The sequence below is a fragment of the Thioalkalivibrio nitratireducens DSM 14787 genome, assembly GCF_000321415.2.
GTDB lineage: Bacteria > Pseudomonadota > Gammaproteobacteria > Ectothiorhodospirales > Ectothiorhodospiraceae > Thioalkalivibrio > Thioalkalivibrio nitratireducens.
Map to the genome: position 1 here is coordinate 1,819,752 of NC_019902.2, position 18,873 is coordinate 1,838,624.

Here is an 18,873-nt window from a genome sequence, read left to right on the forward strand (position 1 = left end):
GTGCCCATTCTACATGGCCGACTCAATGGCCGGATGGCTCCCACCGTTACCGGCGCAACCGGTCACCGGGATCGGGACAATGGTCGGGGAGCAGTTGCAGCGGCGGCACCGGCGGCTGCCAGAACCGGGGTCGTTCGGCACGGCTGCCCGGACTCAGACGAATGCCGTCAGGCCCCGCCTCCAGCCAGAGCATCCCCCGCTCGGCGCTATCCAGCAAAGGCACGCAGCCCTGCCGCAGCCGCTCGGTCACGTCGGGGGACGGATGCTCGAAGCGGTTGTCGAAACCGCGGCTGACCCAGGCGGCGCGCGGTGCGGCGGCCTCCAGCAGACCCCGCCCGAGAACGCCGCGGGCGCCGTGATGAGGAACCAGCAGCAGGTCGGTCGCCAGCGCTTCCCGCTCGGCACGCACCAGCACGCTCTCGCCCAATCCCTCCAGGTCTCCGGTCAGCAGCAGCCGCCCCCCGGGACCGCGTACCGACAGCACACAGGAGGCCGCGTTGCCGTCGTCCCAGAAGGCCGGCGGATGCAGCGTCTGGAACTGCACGCCGTCCCACTCCCAGGCAAGACCGGCTTCGCAGGCCTCCTCGCCTTCGTGCAGGTCCGGGCGCCGGCTGAGGACCTTCCCGACGGGCATCGCTTCCACCACCGCCGCCACCCCGCCGCGATGATCCCGATGCTCGTGACTGACCAGGATACGGTCGACGCGGCGCACTCCCAGGCGCCGTAATGCCGGCAGTACGATGGATTCCCCGGAGTCGAAGCCGCCTTCCCAGGCCGGACCCGCGTCGTACAGCACTACGTGGCGGCGCGTCTGCACGATCACGGCCAGCCCCTGCCCGACGTCGAGCAGTTCGGCACGGAACACACCTTCGTCGAGCCGTGGCGCCGGGGGCAGCACCAGCGGCAGCCAGGCCAACAGGATCCAGGGAGCGAGCACGCGCAGGCGGGGCAACAGCAGTAGCACGACACCGGCACCGGCCAACACGGCCGCAAATGCGCGCACACCGGTTTGGGACACCGCCCCCGGAACCCGCAGCATCCATTCGAGCACCTGCAGCAACAGGAAGAGGCAGCCGTCTGCCCACCACAGCAGTGGGCTGCCGAGTGCCGGCGAGACCAGCGCGAGTCCGGCGCCCGCAAGCAGCGTCGGCAACACCAGCAGCCCGACCACCGGGACCGCTATCAGGTTGGCCGCCGGGGCGATCCAGGCCCCGAGCTGGAACCAGGCGAGACTCAGCGGCAGCAGCGCGAGCGCCAGCAATACCTGCAGACCGAGCCAGCCGGACAGGCCCGGTCGGCCCACGCGCCCCTGCACCAGCAGCAGAATCACCGCCACCGCGCCGAACGAGAACCAGAACCCGGGCGCGAGCACGTTCGGCGGGTGAATCGCGATTACCACCAACAGCGCCGCGGCATAGACGCGCCACGACAGCGGGTCGCGGCCGGCGACGATCGCCGCGGTGACCATCAGCAACATAATCAGCGCGCGCTGTGTCGGAATGCTGAAGCCGGCCAGCCCCGCGTACATCGAGGCCGCGACGACGGCCGCGACGGCGGTAAACAGCCCCATCGAGACCCGCCGCCACAGCCCGGCCAGCCGTCGCCAGAGCACACGTGCGATCAGCACCGCGAACCCCGCGACCAGCCCCACATGCAGGCCGGAGATCGCCATCAGATGGTTGGTCCCGGTATGCAGGAACAGGCGCCACTCGTCGTCCTCCATGGCCCCGCGCTCGCCGATCACCAGCGCCTGCATCACCCCCGGGTGCCGAGCCCCGGGGTAGGCGGCCTGCATCGCGTCCCGGACCGTCTCCCGGGCCCGGTGCAACGTCGACGACACGAGCGCGGTGTGCGCGCGTCCCTCGTGAATCACCCCGCCGCGTACGCTCGCCAGGCCGTGGATGCCCTCGCGGTAGAGCCAGGTGCCGTAGTCGAAACCGGAAGGATTGTGCAGCCCCCGCGGCGGCCGGATCCGGAGCGTGACGCTGAGCCGGTCTCCGGCCCGGAGTTCGGGCTCGGCCGGAAACTGCGTTACCCGCAGCCTTTGCGCGCGGAACTCCTGCGGCCCGGCATGCACCCGGTCGATGCGCAGCACGAACCGCGAGCGTTCGCGGGAATGATCCGGAAGGCCGTGGATCTGACCGGACACGGTGACCTCGGCACCGGCCATCTCCCAGGGCACCGCCCGGTCGAGCCACGCCTGGCCGTGGATCGCGGCCAACACGGCTCCGAGCAACAGCCCGGCGGGCAGCTGCAGACGGGCCCAGAACAGCAGCGCCAGTGACGGCACCAGCAGGGCCGCCCAGGGCCAGTCGGGCAGCAACGCGAACCGATGCACCGCAACCGCCCCACCGAGTACCCCGAACGCCAGTAGGATCATGGTTCCATCCGACCGGCAACGGCAATATGATCGGATGCGGCGGGCCCACGGGCCGCCCGCCGGCCTCCCGGCCGGCCGCACCCACCCCCGCGCCCGGCGGCGTGCAGCGAACGATGGCGAAGAAACTGATCAAGAAGTGGTTCCCGGCCTACGAGTCGGTCCGGGCCCACCGTGCGCTGGGGTTGCTGGGGCCACGCCTGCGCGCAGCGGATCTGTGGCATCTGAACCGGCGCTCCGTCGCGGGTGCGTTTGCCGTGGGGCTGTTCGTCGCGTTCCTACCGATACCCCTGCAGATGCTGCTCGCCGCCACGATCGCGATCGTGGTGCGGGTCAACCTGCCGATATCGGTGCTGCTGGTCTGGGTGTCCAATCCCCTGACCATGCCGCCGATCTTTTATACAGCCTACACCATCGGCCGCTGGATTCTCGACGAGCCGCGGCGTTCGTTCCAGGTCGAAATGTCGCTGGAGTGGTTTGCCGGGGATCTCCTGACAATTTGGAAGCCACTGCTGACCGGCAGCCTGCTGCTCGCCGTGGCCGCATCGCTGACCGGCTACATCGTGATTCGGCTGCTCTGGTGGTTCAGCGTCGTCGAACGGCTGAAACTTCGGCGCGCACGGCTGCACCGGCGCCTGGTTCACAGCCAGCAGAACCCCTACGCAAGGGACCGGAGGCCTGCGGCCGATCGCGACATCCGCGACAACGCGCCCGGAAGAAACGGCCCACCGGGCTGAAGTGCAAGCGCGCTCCGGCCGTCAGTCGCCTGCGCCCTGCAACTGCCCATCCGTCAGATGCAGCGTCCGGTCCATGCGTGCGGCCAGCGCAGGATCGTGCGTGACGAGCACCAGCGCAGTTCCGGTCTCCCGATTCATCGCCTGCAGCAGCGTGAAAACCTTCCCGGCCCGGTCTCGATCCAGGTTGCCGGTGGGCTCATCGGCGAGGATCACCGCCGGCCGGGTGACCATCGCACGCGCAATCGCCACGCGCTGACGCTCCCCGCCCGAGAGCTCCGACGGCTTGTGCCGTTCCCGCTCGGACAGATCCACCTTGTCCAGCCACCCGGCTGCTTCCGCCTGCGCCCGCCGGGTGCTGAGCCCGCGGATCATCAGCGGGATCGCCACGTTCTCGAGTGCGGTGAATTCCGGTAGCAGATGGTGGAACTGGTAGACGAAGCCCAGGTGCCGGTTGCGCATCACGCCGCGCCGGGTGTCGCTCATCGCCGACCAGTCCTCGCCATGAATCGATACCCCTCCCCCGGTCGGCAAGTCGAGCCCGCCGAGCAGCTGCAGCAGCGTGCTCTTTCCGGAACCGGAGGCCCCGACCACCGCGATCTGATCGCCACGACGGATCTCGAGATCGATCTTCTTCAGAACCGACACATCGAGGCTGCCCTCGCGGAAACGCCGCTCCAGCCCTCGCGCTTCCAGTACGACTGCGTCTGCCGCCGCGTTTCCGTCACTCATAACGCAGCGCCTCCGCGGGGCGGGTGCGGGCTGCGCGCCACGCCGGGAACAGCGTGGCCAGCAGCGTCAGCACAAACGCCAGGACACTGATTCGAATCACATCTTGCATTCGAAGTTCACTGGGTAGATCACTGATATAATAGACATCCGCAGCCAGGAACTGGGTGCCGGTGATCCGCTCGATCAGCGGCACGACCACGTCGATGTTCAGCGCCAGGCTGACACCGCCGATCACGCCGAGCACGATGCCCACCAGCCCGATCACCGCACCCTGCACGATGAACACCAGCATCACGCTCAGCGGCTTCAGCCCAAGCGTGCGCAGGATCGCGATGTCCGACTGCTTGTCGGTGACCAGCATCACCAGCGTCGAGACGATATTGAATGCCGCCACCGCAACGATGAGCGACAGGATGATGAACATCACGACCTTCTCCATCTGGATCGCGCGGAATAGGTTGGCATGCTGCTGAGTCCAGTCCCCCACCCGGAACATCCCCTCCAGCGACCGCGCGATATCGCGGCTGACCACACCCGCCTGCATCAGGTCGGTCAGGTGCAGACGCAGCCCGGTGACACCCTCTCCGGTCTGGAACATCGCCCGCGCATCGTCGAGGTGAATGAATGCCGTCCCGCGATCGAACTCGTACATCCCGACCTCGAACAGGCCGACCACCTCGAAGCGGCGCATGCGCGGCAATACCCCGGCAGGGGTGACCGCGGCCTGCGGCGCCATCAGCACGACCCGGTCGCCGATCCGGACCCCCAGCTGCGCAGCCAGTTCCAGTCCCAGCACGATCCGGAACTCGCCGGACTCGAGATCCTCCAGTTCACCGCGGATCATGTGCTCGCCGATGCGCGCCACCCGCCGTTCCAGCGCGGGCTCGATGCCCCGGATCAGCGCACCGGAAATATTGCCGAAAGCGCTCAGCATCGCTTCGCCCGAGACATAGGGTGCGGCGGCCAGCACCCGCGGGTCGGCGCCCTCCACCTGCTCCCGGACAGCTTCCCATTCCCGTAGGGAACCGTCGAGCGCCTGGATCGTCGCATGCGAGGCCATGCCCAGAATGCGCTCGCGCAGTTCGCGCTCGAAGCCGTTCATCACCGACAGCACGGTGATCAGCGCGGTCACACCCAGCACGAGGCCGACCATCGAGACCACGGAAATGAATGAAATGAAATGGTTGCGGCGCTTTGCCCGCGTGTAGCGAAGGCCGATGGCAACGGGAAGGGGCTTGAACATCGGCAAATCATGCCAGAGGGCCGGCAGCGCGCCTACCGCGCCCGCCGGGAATCGACCGCCCGCGGCAGCCGGCGAAGCAGCATGACGGGCGCACTCACCCCTGAAACCGGATGCTGGCAGCCCGTCGGATTGAGGTACCCATATCAAGCCGATATGGGAGACCTGACGGCAGCATTACACAGTTTCGACGCACACAGCGAGCCTGCACGACGAGAACTCAGAAAAAATGCACCGCCATTCCCACCGGGGCAGCGGGGCAGCGGGGCAGCGGGGCAGCGGGGCAGCGGGGCAGCGGGGCAGCGGGGCAGCGGGAACAGCCTAACTCCGACAGGCTGCTAGAATCCGCATAGACCGTTGCACGAGGAATGCACCGATGCCTGGAAGAATCCAGTGGGGCCTGCCGACCGCCTTCTCGCCGGGTCTGCTGTGGTCAGCGCCCGCACCGGCGTTCGCAGAGTCCGTGCAGATAGAGTCCGGCACGCGCGACGTCAGCCGGCAACTCAACTTGCCCCGGCGCGGGGAACACCGCGAGACCGTAATCTCCCGGCATGGGGAACCGCTGCGGCAACTGGGCCCCGTGGGCGCCAGCACACGCGCACAGCCATACATCTCGCGCTGGGATTACAAGGGCTTCTCAGTCGTGTTCGAGGGATCTCTCGTGCTGCACAGCGTCGTGCACGAGCCGAACTGCCCGCTGGCGCCGTGACCGGATCGCCCGTGGCCCGGCGGCTTCCGGCAGAGTGGGAGCCCCAGAGCGGAGTCCAGCTGACCTGGCCGCATCCCGGCACCGACTGGGCACCGCGCCTTGCGGCCGTGGAACCGGTGTTCGCAGCGATCGGCGCGAGCATCGCGCGCCACGAGTCGCTGCTGGTCGTGTGCCAGGACGCCGACCACCGGGCGCAGGTGCTGGCGCAACTCGCACACGCTGGTGCCGACCTGGACCGCGTGCAGCTGGGCATCGCCCCGGCCGACGACACCTGGGCGCGCGACCACGGCCCGATCACCGTGTTGCAGGACGACGGGCCGATCCTGCTCGACTTCACCTTCAACGGCTGGGGCGGCAAGTTCGAGGCCGGGCACGACAATCTGCTGACGCGCAACCTCGCGGCGCAGGGACGCTTCGGCACGGTGCCGGTGGAAGCGGTGGACCTGGTGCTCGAGGGCGGCAGCATCGAGTCCGACGGGGCCGGAACGGTGCTGACGACGAGCCGCTGCCTGCTCGAACCCAACCGTAATCCGGGCCTGTCGCGGGCGGAACTCGAGGCGCAGCTCGGCCAACACCTGGGTGCCATCCGCGTGCTTTGGCTGGAGCACGGCGGTCTGGAAGGCGACGACACCGACGGCCACATCGACACCCTGGCGCGCTTCTGCGATCCGGAGACGATCGCGTTCGTCGTGTGCACCGACCGCAACGACCCTCATTACCGGGATCTGGCCGCGATGGCCGGCGAACTCGAGAATCTTCGTCAGGTATCGGGCGAGCCGTATCGCCTGCTGCCGCTGCCGCTGCCAGCCCCGATCGTCGAGGACGGCCATCGCTACGCGGCCACCTACGCCAACTTCCTGATCATCAACGAAACCGTACTGGTTCCGGTCTACGGCGACCCGGCCGACGACATCGCCCTCGAAACCATCGCGGCCGCGTTTCCAGGCCGCAGCGTGGTCGGCATCGACTGCCGCGAGATCATCCGCCAGGGCGGCAGCCTGCACTGCCTGACGATGCAGTTTCCGCAGGGTATCTTGCCGGCCTGAGGTCGGCCAGGGAGCATTCCAAATATGCGCATCGCACTGATCCAGCACCGCAACGCCTCCGATCGGGAAGCGAATCTCGCCGAGACCCGGGCCCGCGTCGGCGAAGCCGCGCAACGGGGTGCCCGGCTGGTGGTGCTGGCCGAGCTGCACACCGGCCCCTACTTTTGCCAAGTCGAACACCCCGCGGAGTTCGATCGGGCCGAACCCCTGCCCGGCCCCTCTACCGAGGCGCTGGCGGCGATCGCCCGCGAGCATCGGGTCGTGCTGGTGGGTTCGCTGTTCGAACGCCGTGCCGCAGGGCTCTACCACAACACCGCCGTGGTGTTCGAACGAGACGGGCAACTCGCCGGGCGCTACCGCAAGATGCACATCCCGGACGATCCCGGCTATTACGAGAAGTATTACTTCACCCCGGGCGACCTGGGTTTCCAGCCGATCGATACGTCAGCCGGGCGGCTCGGCGTGCTGGTCTGCTGGGACCAGTGGTACCCCGAGGCCGCCCGGCTGATGGCGCTGGCCGGGGCCGAGATGCTGATCTATCCGACCGCGATCGGCTGGGATCCGCACGACACCCCAGAAGAACAGGCCCGGCAGCGGGAGGCCTGGATCACCGTGCAGCGCGGCCATGCGGTCGCCAACAACCTGCCGGTGCTGGCCTGCAACCGGGTCGGGTTCGAGCCGGATCCATCCGGGGCCGGCGCCGGAGCGGCGTTCTGGGGTTCGAGCTTCGTTACCGGCCCGCAGGGCGAGCTCCTGACCCAGGCCGACACCGAGTCGCCCGAAACGCTGCACGCCGAGATCGACCCCGGGCGTACCGAGCAGGTGCGTCGCCAGTGGCCGTTCCTGCGCGACCGGCGCATCGATGCCTACGACGGACTGCTGCGCCGGTTCTGCGACTGAGCCGATGAACCCCGGGGCCGTTGGACGATCCAACCGCTCACGAGAACCGGAGGACGCTGGACCATGACCCTGACACCCACCGTGAACGTTGGCGCCATCGACCGCGGCCTGCGCATCATCGTCGGCGTGATACTGCTGTCGCTGGTATTCACCGGGCCACAGACCCTGTGGGGGCTGCTCGGCATCATCCCGCTGGCCACCGGTCTGTTCCGCTGGTGTCCCGCCTATGGCCTGCTGGGTATGAGCACCTGCAAGACCCCGAAACGCCACTAATCCGCGCCGCGCCGGGGGCCTTCCCCCGGGGCCGCGCCGCCCGCTGCGACCCACGGCGCGGCCCCGGTATACTCCACGTTTCAACCCGACCACAGTGACTGCATCATGCCCGAAGCCGCCCGCGATCCACTGAACCCGGGACGCCTGCCGTCCTCGGGATTCGAGACCTGGGCGGCCCTGGGGTTCAGCTCCTCGGTGCTCGCACTCGCGCGTGCGGTCCCGGAGTTTCCACGCCCGCTTCTGGTGGTCACCGAGAGCACCGAGGCCGCCGACCAGTGGATCGCGGAATGGAACTTCTTTGCGACCGATGACAGTATCCCGATTCTGCAACTACCGGACTGGGAGACGCTGCCGTTCGACGTCTTTTCGCCCCACGAGGACATCGTCTCCGAACGCCTGCGCACGCTGTACCGCCTGCCTGCGCTGAAGCGGGGCATCGTGGTGGTCCCGGTGGCCACGTTGATGCAGCGCCTGACGCCACGCCAGTGGCTGCTCGGCCAGTGCCTGGTGCTCACTGTCGGGCAGGGTCTCGACCGTAGCCGCCTGCGCGAGTCGCTGGCCGATGCCGGCTATCAGCCGGTACACCAGGTTCTCACGCACGGCGAGTTCGCACTGCGCGGCGAGATCATGGACGTGTTCCCGATGGGTGCGGAAGCGCCGGTGCGGGTCGAGTTTCTCGACGACGAAATCGACTCCTTGCGGCATTTCGACCCGGAGACCCAGCGCTCCACAGCAAAGATCGAACGCCTGGAGATCCTGCCCAGCCACGAGTTTCCGATGAATCCGGAAGCAATCAAGGCCTTCCGCGGCCGCTACCGGGCCCGCTTTGCCGGAGACCCGTCGCGTCACGCAGTGTACCGGGACGTCAGCGAGGGGATTGCCTCTGCCGGGATCGAGTCCTATCTGCCGCTGTTCTTCGATGGTCTCGATACGCTGTTCGACTATTGCCCCGATTCCGGGGTCGTACAGTTCGGGGACGTCGCCGGCGCCGCGTCCCGGTTCGCGGCCGAGGTGCTGTCCCGTTACGAACAGCTCGGCCACCAGGTCGAGCGGCCGCTGCTGGCACCGGATGAACTCTACCTGGACGAGGCCGCGCTGCAGGAATCCCTGGCACGCCTCCCGGGCGTGGCCACGGGACCGCAGCCGGCGCCCCTGCCGGCGGGACGCGGACGCAGCCTGACGTTCCGACGCGCGCCGCTGCCGGATCTGGGCATCCGCCAGGGTCGGGCGGACCCTGCCGGGCACCTGAAGGCGTTCATCGCGGAACAGCCGCGCGTGCTGCTGACCGCCGAGTCCGCGGGCCGGCGCGAGGCGCTGGCCACGCTACTCCGGGAACAGCAAGTCGCCACCATCGCCGTGGAGGACTGGCCGGGGTTCCTGGACGCCAGAGCCCCGGTGATGCTGACCGTCGCCAGCCTGTCCGAGGGCTTCCGGCTGCCCGAATCGATCGCGGTAGTGCCCGAGTCGGTGCTATTCGGCGAACGTGCCCAGCAGTCGCGGCGGCGGGCGAAGCCGACCCGTGACGCCGACGCGGTGATCCAGAACCTCAGCGACCTGCACGCTGGAGCCCCGGTCGTGCACGAGGAGAATGGAATCGGGCGCTACCTCGGCCTGCAAACCCTGACCATTAGCGGCCAGCCCGCCGAGTTCCTCGCGCTCGAATACGCTGACGGGGCCAAGCTCTACGTTCCGGTGTCGTCGCTGCACCTGATCAGCCGCTACACCGGAGCCGACAGCGAGCACGCACCGCTGCACCGACTGGGCAGCGAACAGTGGACCCGCGCCCGGCGCAAGGCGGCGGAGAAGGCGCACGACGTCGCCGCCGAACTGCTCGAGATCCATGCCCGCCGGGCCGCCCGTGCCGGCACTTCGTTCGTGGTCGAGACCCCCGACTACCACGCCTTCGCCGCAGCGTTTCCGTTCGAGGAGACCGCGGACCAGGCCCAGGCGATCGACGCCGTGCTCGCGGACATGGCGGCCAGCCAACCGATGGACCGGGTCGTCTGCGGCGACGTCGGCTTCGGCAAGACCGAGGTCGCAATGCGCGCGGCCTTCGTCGCGGTGCAGAACCAACGGCAGGTCGTGGTGCTGGTCCCGACCACGCTGCTTGCCCAGCAGCATCACCAGAACTTCAGCGACCGGTTCGCCGACTGGCCCGTGCGCGTGGAGTCGCTGTCGCGCTTCCGCAGCGCGCGCGACCAGGCCGCGGTGCTGCAGGGCCTCGCGCAGGGCCGCGTCGATATCGTGATCGGCACCCACAAGCTGCTGCAGGGCGGGCTCGACTTCCGCAACCTCGGCCTGATTATCGTCGACGAGGAACAGCGTTTCGGCGTGCGCCACAAGGAGGCATTGAAGAAGCTGCGCGCCGAGGTCGACATGCTCACGCTGACCGCCACGCCGATCCCGCGCACGCTGAACATGGCCCTGGCCGGCCTGCGCGACCTGTCGATCATCGCCACCCCGCCGCGGGAACGCCTCGCGATCAAGACCTTCGTGCACGAATGGAACGACGCGATCATCCAGGAGGCCTGCCTGCGCGAGATGCGCCGCGGCGGCCAGGTGTATTTCCTGCACAACGAGGTCGAGACGATCGCGCGCAACGCCGAAAGGCTGCAGGAACTGCTGCCGGGGGCGCGCATCGGTATCGCCCATGGTCAGATGCGCGAGCGCGAACTCGAACAGGTGATGCTGGACTTCTACCATCGCCGCTTCAACGTGCTCGTCTGCACCACGATCATCGAGACCGGGATCGACGTCCCGACCGCGAACACGATCATCATGAACCGCGCGGACCGGCTGGGCCTGGCCCAGATGCACCAGCTGCGCGGACGCGTCGGCCGGTCGCACCACCGTGCCTATGCCTACCTGCTGACGCCGCCGGCCAAGGCGATGACCGCCGATGCACGCAAGCGGCTCGAAGCGATTGCATCGCTCGAGGATCTCGGCGTTGGCTTCGCACTGGCCAGCCACGACCTGGAGATCCGGGGTGCGGGCGAACTGCTCGGTGCGGAGCAGAGCGGCCAGATCACCGAGGTCGGTTTCGCGCTGTACAACGACCTGCTGAACCGTGCGGTGAATGCACTGCGTTCGGGACAGATGCCGGAGCTCGAGAACGCCGGCGCCTCGGTCACCGAGGTGGAACTCGGTCTGCCCGCGCTGCTGCCCGAGGACTACGTACCGGACGTGCACACACGCCTGATCCTCTACAAGCGGCTTGCCAGCGCCTCCGACAGCGCCGCGCTGCGCGACCTCGAAATCGAACTGATCGACCGGTTCGGTCTCCTGCCAGATCCCGCGCGTGCGCTGATGGCGGCGACCCGGCTGCGCCTGAAACTGGCGTCCCTTGGGGTACGCAAGCTCGAACTCGGTCCCGCCGGGGGGCGCCTGCTGTTCGGGCCGAAACCCGAGATCGACGTCGCGGCGCTGATTCGGCTCGTCCAGTCCGATCCCCGGGCTTACCGGCTGGACGGCCAGACGGCGTTCCGTTTCAACGCCGAGATGCCGGACCTGGAGCACCGCGTACAAGCGGTGGAACGCCTGCTGAACGAGATCGCGACCGAACGCAAGGCCGCCTGAACGAGGACCGCCCGATGCCCCTGACCTCACGACGCCATTTCTGCCGCCAGTTGCTGGCACTGCCGCTATTGGCCGCGCTGCCCGCCGCCGGCCACGCCCAGGTCGGCCGGCGTTACCGCATCGAGCTCGTCATCTTCGAACACCTGGGGCCCGAGAGCCGGGCGTTCATCGAAGACGTCGCACGTCCGATGCGGGCCGACCTGTCGGGCTTCGGCATCGGCGAAGGCGCGGTGCGCCCGTCACACGCGGGCTTCGAGTTGCATCATGTCGCCGACCGCCTCGAACGCTCCGGCCAGGGCCGGGTATTGGCGCGCCTGGCCTGGGACCAGCTGGGGCGCGACTTCCATTCGACGCCGTGGATCCGGATTCAGGAGGGGCGATACCTGGGAACCCGGGAACCGGAATCCGTGCCGGGCGAGGCGCCCACAGGGCTGTGGGCCGTGATCCCGGAGCACGAACGCTACGAACTCGAGGGGCGTCTTCGGGTCTGGGTCGGCCGCTTCCTGCACCTGGAAACCGACCTGGCCTATCACGTGCCCCACGCCCCCGGGGATGATCCCGACATCTACCTGGCGATCCCCGTGCGCGGAAGCCAGCGCATGAATTCCGGCGACGACCTGTTCTATCTCGATCACCCGGTGGTCGGCATCATCGCCCGGGTCACCCGGCTCTAGTCAGGTCGCAGGGCGAGTCCTACAGGCTGCTGGAACGGCCCGGCCCCACCCCGCGGTTGAAGCCGGAGTTAAAGCCGGAGTGCAGCGCGCCCGGCAGTCCCCGGCGCCGACCGGTCAGCGCCACTGCGGAATCGATTCCCAGCCCAGAATCCGGTCCGCGACCGCGATTCCCAGGTCGTCCAGCAGCATCTTCCACGCCCTCTGCTTGGGCTTGAACACGACCAGCTCCTCGATGCCGATCACGTCGCGGGCGACCGACCGATCATTGCCGAGCCCGTCGATCAGCCCCAGTTCGACCGAGTCCGCCCCGGTCCAAACCAGCCCGCTGAACAGGTCGTCGTTGTTCGAAAGCCGGCCTCCCCTGCCCGTGCGGACCACATCGATGAACTGCTGGTGGATCTGGCCGATCACACCCTCGATGTGGTCGACCTCATCCTGCTGCAGCGGCAGAAACGGATCGAGGAAGCCCTTGTTCTCGCCCGCCGTGAACAGACGCCGTTCGACGCCCAGCCGCTCCATCAATCCCACCAGTCCGAAACTGTCGAGCCGCACGCCGATGGAACCGACGATGCTGCCCTTGTCCGCGTAGATCTCGTCGGCCGCCACTGCGATGTAGTAGGCACCGGACGCACCGATGTCCTCGATCACCGCGTACACCGGGATCGCCTCGTGCAGCTCGCGCAGGCGCAGGATTTCGTCGTGGATCATCCCGGCCTGTACCGGGCTGCCGCCGCCACTATTGATCCGCAGCATCACGGCCGCGGTCTCGTCGTCTTCGAAGGCCCTGCGCAGCGTCCGGTTGATGTCTTCCGCGTTCACCCGCGTCGCACTCGCGATCAGCCCCTCGATGTCGATGACCGCCACATGCCGGGTCGGCTCCGCATAGCGGTCCAGCCACTCGGACAGGCCCAGATCGGCACCGCGAACCAGGAACAGCAGCGCAAACAGGTAGATGAAAACGAGCAGCTTGAAGAAGATGCCCCAGCGCCGGGCCCGGCGCTGCTCGGTGACCTGCGCCTGCAGGAGTTTCTCCAGCGTCTGACGCTCCCACTGGACAGGATCTTGTGCGTTCCAGGTAGACATGACGTTCTTCCTTCAGGAATCGAAATGGGTGACGGATCCGGGTCTGCGGGCGACCGCTTCCGGCAACAATACGGGACAGATCACGACGCCCGGGCGAAGTTCAGCCGCTGCCCTGTCCCACCTCCAGCAGCGGCGGGAGTTCCTCCAGGGATCCGACCAAGGCAAACGGGGCATGGCGCAGCAGGATCTCGGCGCCGTGGACGCCATGGGTGATGCCGATGCCGGCGACACCCAACCGCCGGGCCATCTCGAGATCGTAGGAGCTGTCGCCGATCATCACCGCATCCCGGCGGTCCACACCCAGGCGATCGACCAGATAGCCCAGCATGCCCGGGTCGGGTTTCGACGGGTGTTCGTCGGCGGTGGCAGTGGCATCGAAGAACCGGCCAAGGCCCGTCTCCTTCAGCGCTTTGTCCAGCCCGCGCCGCGACTTCCCCGTGGCCACCGCGAGCAGGAAACCCCGCTCTGCGAGCTGGGCCAGTACCTGCTCGGCCCCAGGGTAGAGCGGGGTCGGAGTCGTGTCGCGCTCCAGGTAGTGCGAACGATAGGCATGGGCGAGCGCTTCCGTGAACGCGCCGTCGGTCCCCGGGTAGAGCGCCTGGGTCGCCTGCCGGACCCCGAGGCCTATGATATCGCGCAGCTGGGCCTCACTCCTTGGTTCCGCACCGATGTCGCCGATGGCCTGCCGCAGGCTGTTGACGATCCGGGCCACCGAATCCATCAGCGTGCCGTCCCAGTCGAACACGACCAGCGCCAGCGCATTCGCGTCGCTGCGCGGGATCATCGGTCACCGCCGGCCAGTGCATCGAGTACCGGCTGCAGATCCCCCGGAAGGGGGGTGGAATACAGCTGGATCTCGCCCTGCCAGTCCGGAAAGCGGATCGCCTGCGCGTGCAGAAACATGCGCCGAAGGCCGGCCGCGCGCGCCCTGCGATTCGCCTCCGCGTCGCCGTAGTCGTGATCCCCGGCCACCGGATGGCCCAGCGCGCTCGCATGCACCCGGATCTGGTGCGTCCTGCCGGTGCCGATGTTGACTTCCATCAGTGTGAAATCCCCGAACCCCTCCAGCGGGGTGAACAGACTCGTCGCGCTTCGGGCCACGTCGCCTTCCTCCTGCGCCGGGCTGCGCATTCGCCGTCGCCCCGAATCGTCGCGGCCGCGCGCAATTGGCAGGTCGCAGTGCCGGGCCCCGCCCTGCCAGCGGCCCACGAGCAGCGCCAGGTAGCGCTTTTCCACGCCACCGGCCCGCAGAGCGGAATGAAGCGCGGTCAACGCACGCCGGCTCTTGGTCAGGACCAGGCAGCCGCTGGTTTCGCGATCGAGACGGTGTCCCAGTTCCAGTGCCACCCCGGGCCGCAGTTCGCGCATCGCCTCGATCAGCCCGAACGCGAGCCCGGTGCCCCCGTGCACCGCCAGCCCGGCCGGCTTGTCCAGCACCAGGTAGTCGTCGTCTTCGAACACGACCGCCTTGCGCAGGATCCGAAGCACACCTTCCGGAATCGCGACTGCATCCGGGCTCGGTGGGCCATGCAGTGCCGGCACGCGCACCTGGTCTCCGCCGGCCACCCTCGTTTCCACCTTCGCGCGGCGGCCGTTGATGCGGATCGCACCCTTGCGTACCAGGCGATAGACGAGGCTCCGGGGAATACCCCGAAGGTGCCGGAGAAGAAAATTGTCGAGCCGCTGTCCCTCGGCCTGGGGGGGCACGGACAACACGCGTGGCCCTTGCTGATGTTCCATGCGTGCAGTCTACCCGTTGCCGGCGAGGCATGGTGAAAAAGCCGGATGCCGCGAGGAGTACCCCGGCGCCGGTCTGCCGGAAGGCGGCATCCGTTGCGCGCCGCCAGTCCAGTCGGTCAAGCGCCGGGGTTACCCTGGTGAGCCCGCTGCGCTTGGCCCACCCTACGGCGCTTGGCGAATCATGGAGTATCTACCCGTGCCTCCGATACGCGCAACCCGTGGGGCGCAACGCCATGCACCGAGGGTGCGAGGATGCACCGGTGCCCGCCGACACCTACGATCTCTTGTTTTCGCTTGCCAGTCAGCGAGTTTTGCCCTAAATTGGCGTTCGGCCCGTTGCGCATGTCCTGCGCAACCGCCCCTGAATCACCCTCCGGCAAGGCCCCTGGCCGGCCGGCCCGCGTTACAAGCGAACGTGATACCTAACCTTATAACTCAGTCCTGCCCCCCCTGGCACGTGCCTGCGAACACATGCTGACGCTGGTACTCGCCCATGCCTGGCTGCATGCCCTCCTGCCCGCAACGGGGCGGACGCGGCAGATTGCGCCAGCGCCCGGCGGCCAGCGCGTACCGCTCGTGCGGTCGTCCGCGGGGAGCGGTGACACCCAGACGAGCTCAATGAATGAAACGGATTCTCATCAACGCTACGCAGCCGGAAGAGCTGCGTGTGGCGATGGTCGACGGCCAGCGCCTCTACGACCTTGATATCGAACTGCCCTCGCGCGAACGCAAGAAGGCCAATATCTACAAAGCCCGAATCACCCGGGTCGAACCGAGTCTCGAAGCCGCGTTCGTCAACTTCGGCGCCGAGCGCCATGGCTTCCTGCCGTTCAAGGAAATCGCACGCTCGGCTGTCGGCGCCCCCGAGGATTCCGACAAGCCCATCCGCGAGTTCCTGAAGGAAGGGCTGCAGCTGCTGGTGCAGGTCGAGAAGGAGGAACGGGGCACGAAGGGTGCTGCGCTGACGACCTACGTCAGCCTCGCCGGCCGCTACCTGGTCCTGATGCCGAACAATCCCCGCGCAGGCGGCGTTTCCCGGCGCATCGAAGGAGACGACCGCGCCGAGTTGCGTGAGGCCTTGGCCGAACTGAACATTCCCGAGGGCATGGGCGTGATCGCCCGCACCGCCGGCGTCGGCAGGACCCCGGAAGAACTGCAGTGGGATCTCGACTACATGACGGCCCTGTGGTCGGCGATCCTGCAGGCTTCGACCGAGGCCGATGCCCCGGCGCTGATCCACCAGGAGAGCAACGTCATCATCCGGGCCCTGCGCGACCACATGCGCAATGACGTCGGTGAAGTGATCATCGATGACGAGATGGTCTACCGCCAGGCGCTCGAGTTCGTCGAGCGGGTGATGCCCAACAGCCTGCGCAAGATCAAGCTGTATTCGGACCCGGTGCCGCTGTTCAACCGGTTCCAGGTCGAGAGCCAGATCGAGAGCGCGTTCGAGCGCCTGGTCGCCCTGCCCTCCGGCGGCGCGCTGGTGATCGACCACACCGAGGCCCTGATCTCGATCGACGTAAACTCCGCACGCGCCACGAAGGGCGGCGACATCGAGGAAACCGCGCTCACCACGAACCTCGAGGCAGCCGAAGAAGCGGCCCGGCAACTGCGGATCCGCGACCTCGGCGGGCTGATCGTGATCGATTTCATCGACATGACCTCGAACAAGCACCAGCGCGAGGTCGAAACCCGGCTGCGCAAGGCGCTCGAGATGGATCGGGCCCGCGTTCAGGTGGGGCGCATCAGCCGCTTCGGACTGCTCGAGATGTCGCGGCAACGGCTGCGTTCGTCGCTTGGCGAATCCAGCCACATCACCTGCCCGCGCTGCCAGGGCCATGGCCAGATCCGCAGCGTCGAATCGCTGGCGCTCTCGATCCTGCGCCTGATCGAGGAAGAGGCGATGAAGGAGCGCACGAGCCTCGTGCTCGCGAAGGTGCCGGTGGATGTCGGCACCTTCCTCCTCAACGAGAAGCGTGAATCCCTCACCGACATCGAGGATCGCCACGACGTCGACGTGAGCATCCTTCCGGCCCCGCAACTGCTGACGCCTCATTTCGAACTGCGCAGGGTCCGGGATGACGGACGCGACGAAGATCTGGCCGACAAGAGCTCGTTCGAAATGCTAGGGGACGACGCCGACGACGAAACCCTGCCGGAGCACGACCGGCGCAGCCGGCCCGAGCGCCCCCTGGTCCAGGGGATCGCCCTTCCCGGCCCGGTGCCTGCCGCCGCCCCTGCTGCCGCAACGCACGAGGGCCTGCGCTCGCCTCCGACTCCGGTCGCTCAACCCGGGTTCTTTGCGCGCATCTGGAACTCGCTGTTCCCCGGGCCCCGGCACGGTGGCGAGAGCGAGCCCGCGGGCACCGGGCAGTCCGAGCCTGCGCCACGGCGCGGCGCAGGGCAACAGACCGATACGGCTGACGGCCCGGACAAGCGCCGCAGCCGGCGCTCCAGCCGCGGCCGGAAGGAGCGTACGCAAGCCGCGGAGGAAACTCCAACCCTGACCGGAAAACCGGCAGACCCCGGCACTGGCGCAGCACCGGCGTCGGTCCGCAGCGGGCGCACGCAGGATCAACCCAAGGCAGCGCAAGGTGATGAGGCCACGGGTACCCTGCCTGCGGAATCCGCGACGACCGCAGACGAGGAACGCGGGGATGCGTCCCGCAGCACCCGCAGTCGCCGCTCGCGCCGCGGCGGGCGGCGGCGCAACAAGGGGCGGAGCAACGGAGCCGAGAGCGAAAGCGCCGGGGGCACCGAGACCGAACGACCGGCATCCGGCCGGGATACGGCCGCATCGGCGGGCGTAGAGGCAGCGGAGCCTGCTGCCACCGCCACCCGTGTACCGACCGACCTCACCCCGAAACCCGACGCACCAGCAAGACCCGACGCAACTGCGGCCGAACCTGCGAGTCAGGATTCCACCGGCGCCGGTGCGACATCGAACGCAGCATCCGAGCCTTCGCCGACCGCCGCCGAGATCCGCCAGCGCGAAGCGCGGGCCGCACTCGCACGCATGGCGGCGTCCATCCCGCCGGAAACTCCGGAGGTTCCCGCGGAACCGAAGCGAACGCCAGCCGAAAGCACCAAGGCCACCGGGCCGGCCGAATTGCGGGCTTCTGCTCAGACGCAGGCCGGTCCATCGGATGCCGACCGCGAATCCGCCGCGGCGCCGGTTCCACCAGCGGCAGCCGATGAAGGCCGGAGCTCTCCCGTGGTCGCAGCCCCCGAGGCCGACAGCGCCGGAGCGCAGCAACGACAGCCGGAGGGGAACGCCGCCGGGCCCGAGGCAACACCGGCGCCACCCACGTCCCGCGCCCCGTCCGCGGCCGAGCAGCCTGCGGCCGACCGGGAACCCGCGGAACCGCCAGAGCCCCCCCAGCCGGAACCGCGACCATCCGCAGCCTCCACGGCAGCCGACGAACCCGCTGGCGAGGACGAGAGCACCGGGGTCGCACAGCCTCAGGAGGCCAAGCCCAAACGCCCCCGGCGCCCCCGCAAACCACGCTCCGCGAGCAAGGATGCAGCAGCCACGGACGCGGCATCCGGCGATCCGGAAAGTGCCTACGCCGGCACCGAAACACCTGGGGGCCCGACCGGTGCCGACGCCGGCGAGAAAACGCCCAAGCCGCGGAAACGCCGCGCCCGCGCCAAGCCGGCAGACCCCGTATCTTCCGGCTCGGACACCGCTGGCGCCGACGACAGTGAGCCGGGCGACCCGCAGCAGCCGGCGACGAGCGAACCCAAGCCGGCCGCGAACGACAGCTGACAAGCTTGGCGGAAAAG

Annotated in this window: 14 protein-coding genes; 8 read left to right on the plus strand and 6 right to left on the minus strand. The window is 68.3% G+C overall.

Features of this window, described 5'->3' with window-relative positions; translation table 11 throughout:
- Positions 1 to 46 precede the first annotated feature (46 nt).
- Positions 47 to 2,380, minus strand: a complete 2,334-nt coding sequence (locus tag TVNIR_RS08535) for a DNA internalization-related competence protein ComEC/Rec2 (RefSeq protein ID WP_015258604.1) — start codon at positions 2,378 to 2,380, stop codon at positions 47 to 49.
- A gap of 113 nt (positions 2,381 to 2,493) precedes the next feature.
- Here TVNIR_RS08535 and TVNIR_RS08540 point away from each other — a divergent pair, with 113 nt between their 5' ends.
- Positions 2,494 to 3,114 (plus strand): DUF2062 domain-containing protein, encoded by a 621-nt coding sequence (locus tag TVNIR_RS08540; RefSeq protein WP_015258605.1) that lies wholly within the window; start codon positions 2,494 to 2,496, stop codon positions 3,112 to 3,114.
- A gap of 21 nt (positions 3,115 to 3,135) precedes the next feature.
- Here TVNIR_RS08540 and TVNIR_RS08545 read toward each other — a convergent pair whose 3' ends face one another.
- Positions 3,136 to 3,843: an ABC transporter ATP-binding protein gene (locus TVNIR_RS08545; protein ID WP_015258606.1), complete on the minus strand. Its 708-nt coding sequence runs from the start codon at positions 3,841 to 3,843 to the stop codon at positions 3,136 to 3,138.
- Positions 3,836 to 5,086, minus strand: coding sequence for a lipoprotein-releasing ABC transporter permease subunit (locus TVNIR_RS08550; RefSeq protein ID WP_015258607.1), 1,251 nt, complete (start codon positions 5,084 to 5,086; stop codon positions 3,836 to 3,838). The genes TVNIR_RS08545 and TVNIR_RS08550 overlap by 8 nt, the downstream gene beginning before the upstream one ends.
- Before the next feature lie 373 nt (positions 5,087 to 5,459).
- On the opposite strand from TVNIR_RS08550, the gene TVNIR_RS08555 reads away from it, so the two are divergent.
- The 6 genes from TVNIR_RS08555 (at position 5,460) to TVNIR_RS08580 (ending at position 12,261) form a co-directional block, all read left to right on the plus strand.
- On the plus strand, positions 5,460 to 5,792 hold the full coding sequence (locus tag TVNIR_RS08555) for a hypothetical protein (protein WP_052316630.1): 333 nt from the start codon (positions 5,460 to 5,462) through the stop codon (positions 5,790 to 5,792).
- A gap of 11 nt (positions 5,793 to 5,803) precedes the next feature.
- Positions 5,804 to 6,838, plus strand: coding sequence for an agmatine deiminase family protein (locus TVNIR_RS08560; protein WP_015258609.1), 1,035 nt, complete (start codon positions 5,804 to 5,806; stop codon positions 6,836 to 6,838).
- Positions 6,839 to 6,862: 24 nt separating this feature from the next.
- Complete coding sequence (locus tag TVNIR_RS08565; protein WP_015258610.1) at positions 6,863 to 7,738, plus strand: carbon-nitrogen hydrolase; 876 nt, start codon at positions 6,863 to 6,865, stop codon at positions 7,736 to 7,738.
- 63 nt (positions 7,739 to 7,801) lie between these two features.
- The gene (locus TVNIR_RS08570; protein ID WP_015258611.1) at positions 7,802 to 8,011 is read left to right on the plus strand and encodes a YgaP family membrane protein; all 210 of its coding nucleotides are present in this window, start codon (positions 7,802 to 7,804) and stop codon (positions 8,009 to 8,011) included.
- Positions 8,012 to 8,116: 105 nt separating this feature from the next.
- On the plus strand, positions 8,117 to 11,587 hold the full coding sequence (mfd, locus tag TVNIR_RS08575) for a transcription-repair coupling factor (RefSeq protein WP_015258612.1): 3,471 nt from the start codon (positions 8,117 to 8,119) through the stop codon (positions 11,585 to 11,587).
- A gap of 14 nt (positions 11,588 to 11,601) precedes the next feature.
- The gene (locus TVNIR_RS08580) at positions 11,602 to 12,261 is read left to right on the plus strand and encodes a CsiV family protein (protein WP_015258613.1); all 660 of its coding nucleotides are present in this window, start codon (positions 11,602 to 11,604) and stop codon (positions 12,259 to 12,261) included.
- A 114-nt stretch (positions 12,262 to 12,375) separates the two neighbouring features.
- Here the strand turns inward: TVNIR_RS08580 and TVNIR_RS08585 are convergent, their stop codons facing one another.
- The 3 genes from TVNIR_RS08585 to TVNIR_RS08595 form a co-directional block, all read right to left on the minus strand.
- The gene (locus tag TVNIR_RS08585) at positions 12,376 to 13,344 is read right to left on the minus strand and encodes a S49 family peptidase (protein WP_015258614.1); all 969 of its coding nucleotides are present in this window, start codon (positions 13,342 to 13,344) and stop codon (positions 12,376 to 12,378) included.
- A gap of 100 nt (positions 13,345 to 13,444) precedes the next feature.
- Positions 13,445 to 14,128 (minus strand): HAD family hydrolase, encoded by a 684-nt coding sequence (locus tag TVNIR_RS08590; RefSeq protein WP_015258615.1) that lies wholly within the window; start codon positions 14,126 to 14,128, stop codon positions 13,445 to 13,447.
- Positions 14,125 to 15,084: an RluA family pseudouridine synthase gene (locus TVNIR_RS08595; RefSeq protein WP_015258616.1), complete on the minus strand. Its 960-nt coding sequence runs from the start codon at positions 15,082 to 15,084 to the stop codon at positions 14,125 to 14,127. Before TVNIR_RS08595 ends, TVNIR_RS08590 begins: the two co-directional genes overlap by 4 nt.
- A 622-nt stretch (positions 15,085 to 15,706) precedes the next feature.
- Here TVNIR_RS08595 and TVNIR_RS08600 point away from each other — a divergent pair.
- Entirely contained in the window at positions 15,707 to 18,856 is a 3,150-nt protein-coding gene (locus TVNIR_RS08600; protein ID WP_015258618.1) for an Rne/Rng family ribonuclease, read from the plus strand.
- The last annotated feature ends 17 nt before the right edge of the window (positions 18,857 to 18,873 follow it).

What these genes read in the sequence shown, in the direction of transcription:
- TVNIR_RS08535 (WP_015258604.1), bottom strand. Translation starts at nt 2,380, where the DNA reads ATGATCCTACTGGCGTTCGGGGTACTCGGTGGGGCGGTTGCGGTGCAT.
- TVNIR_RS08540 (WP_015258605.1), top strand. Translation starts at nt 2,494, where the DNA reads ATGGCGAAGAAACTGATCAAGAAGTGGTTCCCGGCCTACGAGTCGGTC.
- TVNIR_RS08545 (WP_015258606.1), bottom strand. Translation starts at nt 3,843, where the DNA reads ATGAGTGACGGAAACGCGGCGGCAGACGCAGTCGTACTGGAAGCGCGA.
- TVNIR_RS08550 (WP_015258607.1), bottom strand. Translation starts at nt 5,086, where the DNA reads ATGTTCAAGCCCCTTCCCGTTGCCATCGGCCTTCGCTACACGCGGGCA.
- TVNIR_RS08555 (WP_052316630.1), top strand. Translation starts at nt 5,460, where the DNA reads ATGCCTGGAAGAATCCAGTGGGGCCTGCCGACCGCCTTCTCGCCGGGT.
- TVNIR_RS08565 (WP_015258610.1), top strand. Translation starts at nt 6,863, where the DNA reads ATGCGCATCGCACTGATCCAGCACCGCAACGCCTCCGATCGGGAAGCG.
- TVNIR_RS08570 (WP_015258611.1), top strand. Translation starts at nt 7,802, where the DNA reads ATGACCCTGACACCCACCGTGAACGTTGGCGCCATCGACCGCGGCCTG.
- mfd (WP_015258612.1), top strand. Translation starts at nt 8,117, where the DNA reads ATGCCCGAAGCCGCCCGCGATCCACTGAACCCGGGACGCCTGCCGTCC.
- TVNIR_RS08580 (WP_015258613.1), top strand. Translation starts at nt 11,602, where the DNA reads ATGCCCCTGACCTCACGACGCCATTTCTGCCGCCAGTTGCTGGCACTG.
- TVNIR_RS08585 (WP_015258614.1), bottom strand. Translation starts at nt 13,344, where the DNA reads ATGTCTACCTGGAACGCACAAGATCCTGTCCAGTGGGAGCGTCAGACG.
- TVNIR_RS08590 (WP_015258615.1), bottom strand. Translation starts at nt 14,128, where the DNA reads ATGATCCCGCGCAGCGACGCGAATGCGCTGGCGCTGGTCGTGTTCGAC.
- TVNIR_RS08595 (WP_015258616.1), bottom strand. Translation starts at nt 15,084, where the DNA reads ATGGAACATCAGCAAGGGCCACGCGTGTTGTCCGTGCCCCCCCAGGCC.
- TVNIR_RS08600 (WP_015258618.1), top strand. Translation starts at nt 15,707, where the DNA reads ATGAAACGGATTCTCATCAACGCTACGCAGCCGGAAGAGCTGCGTGTG.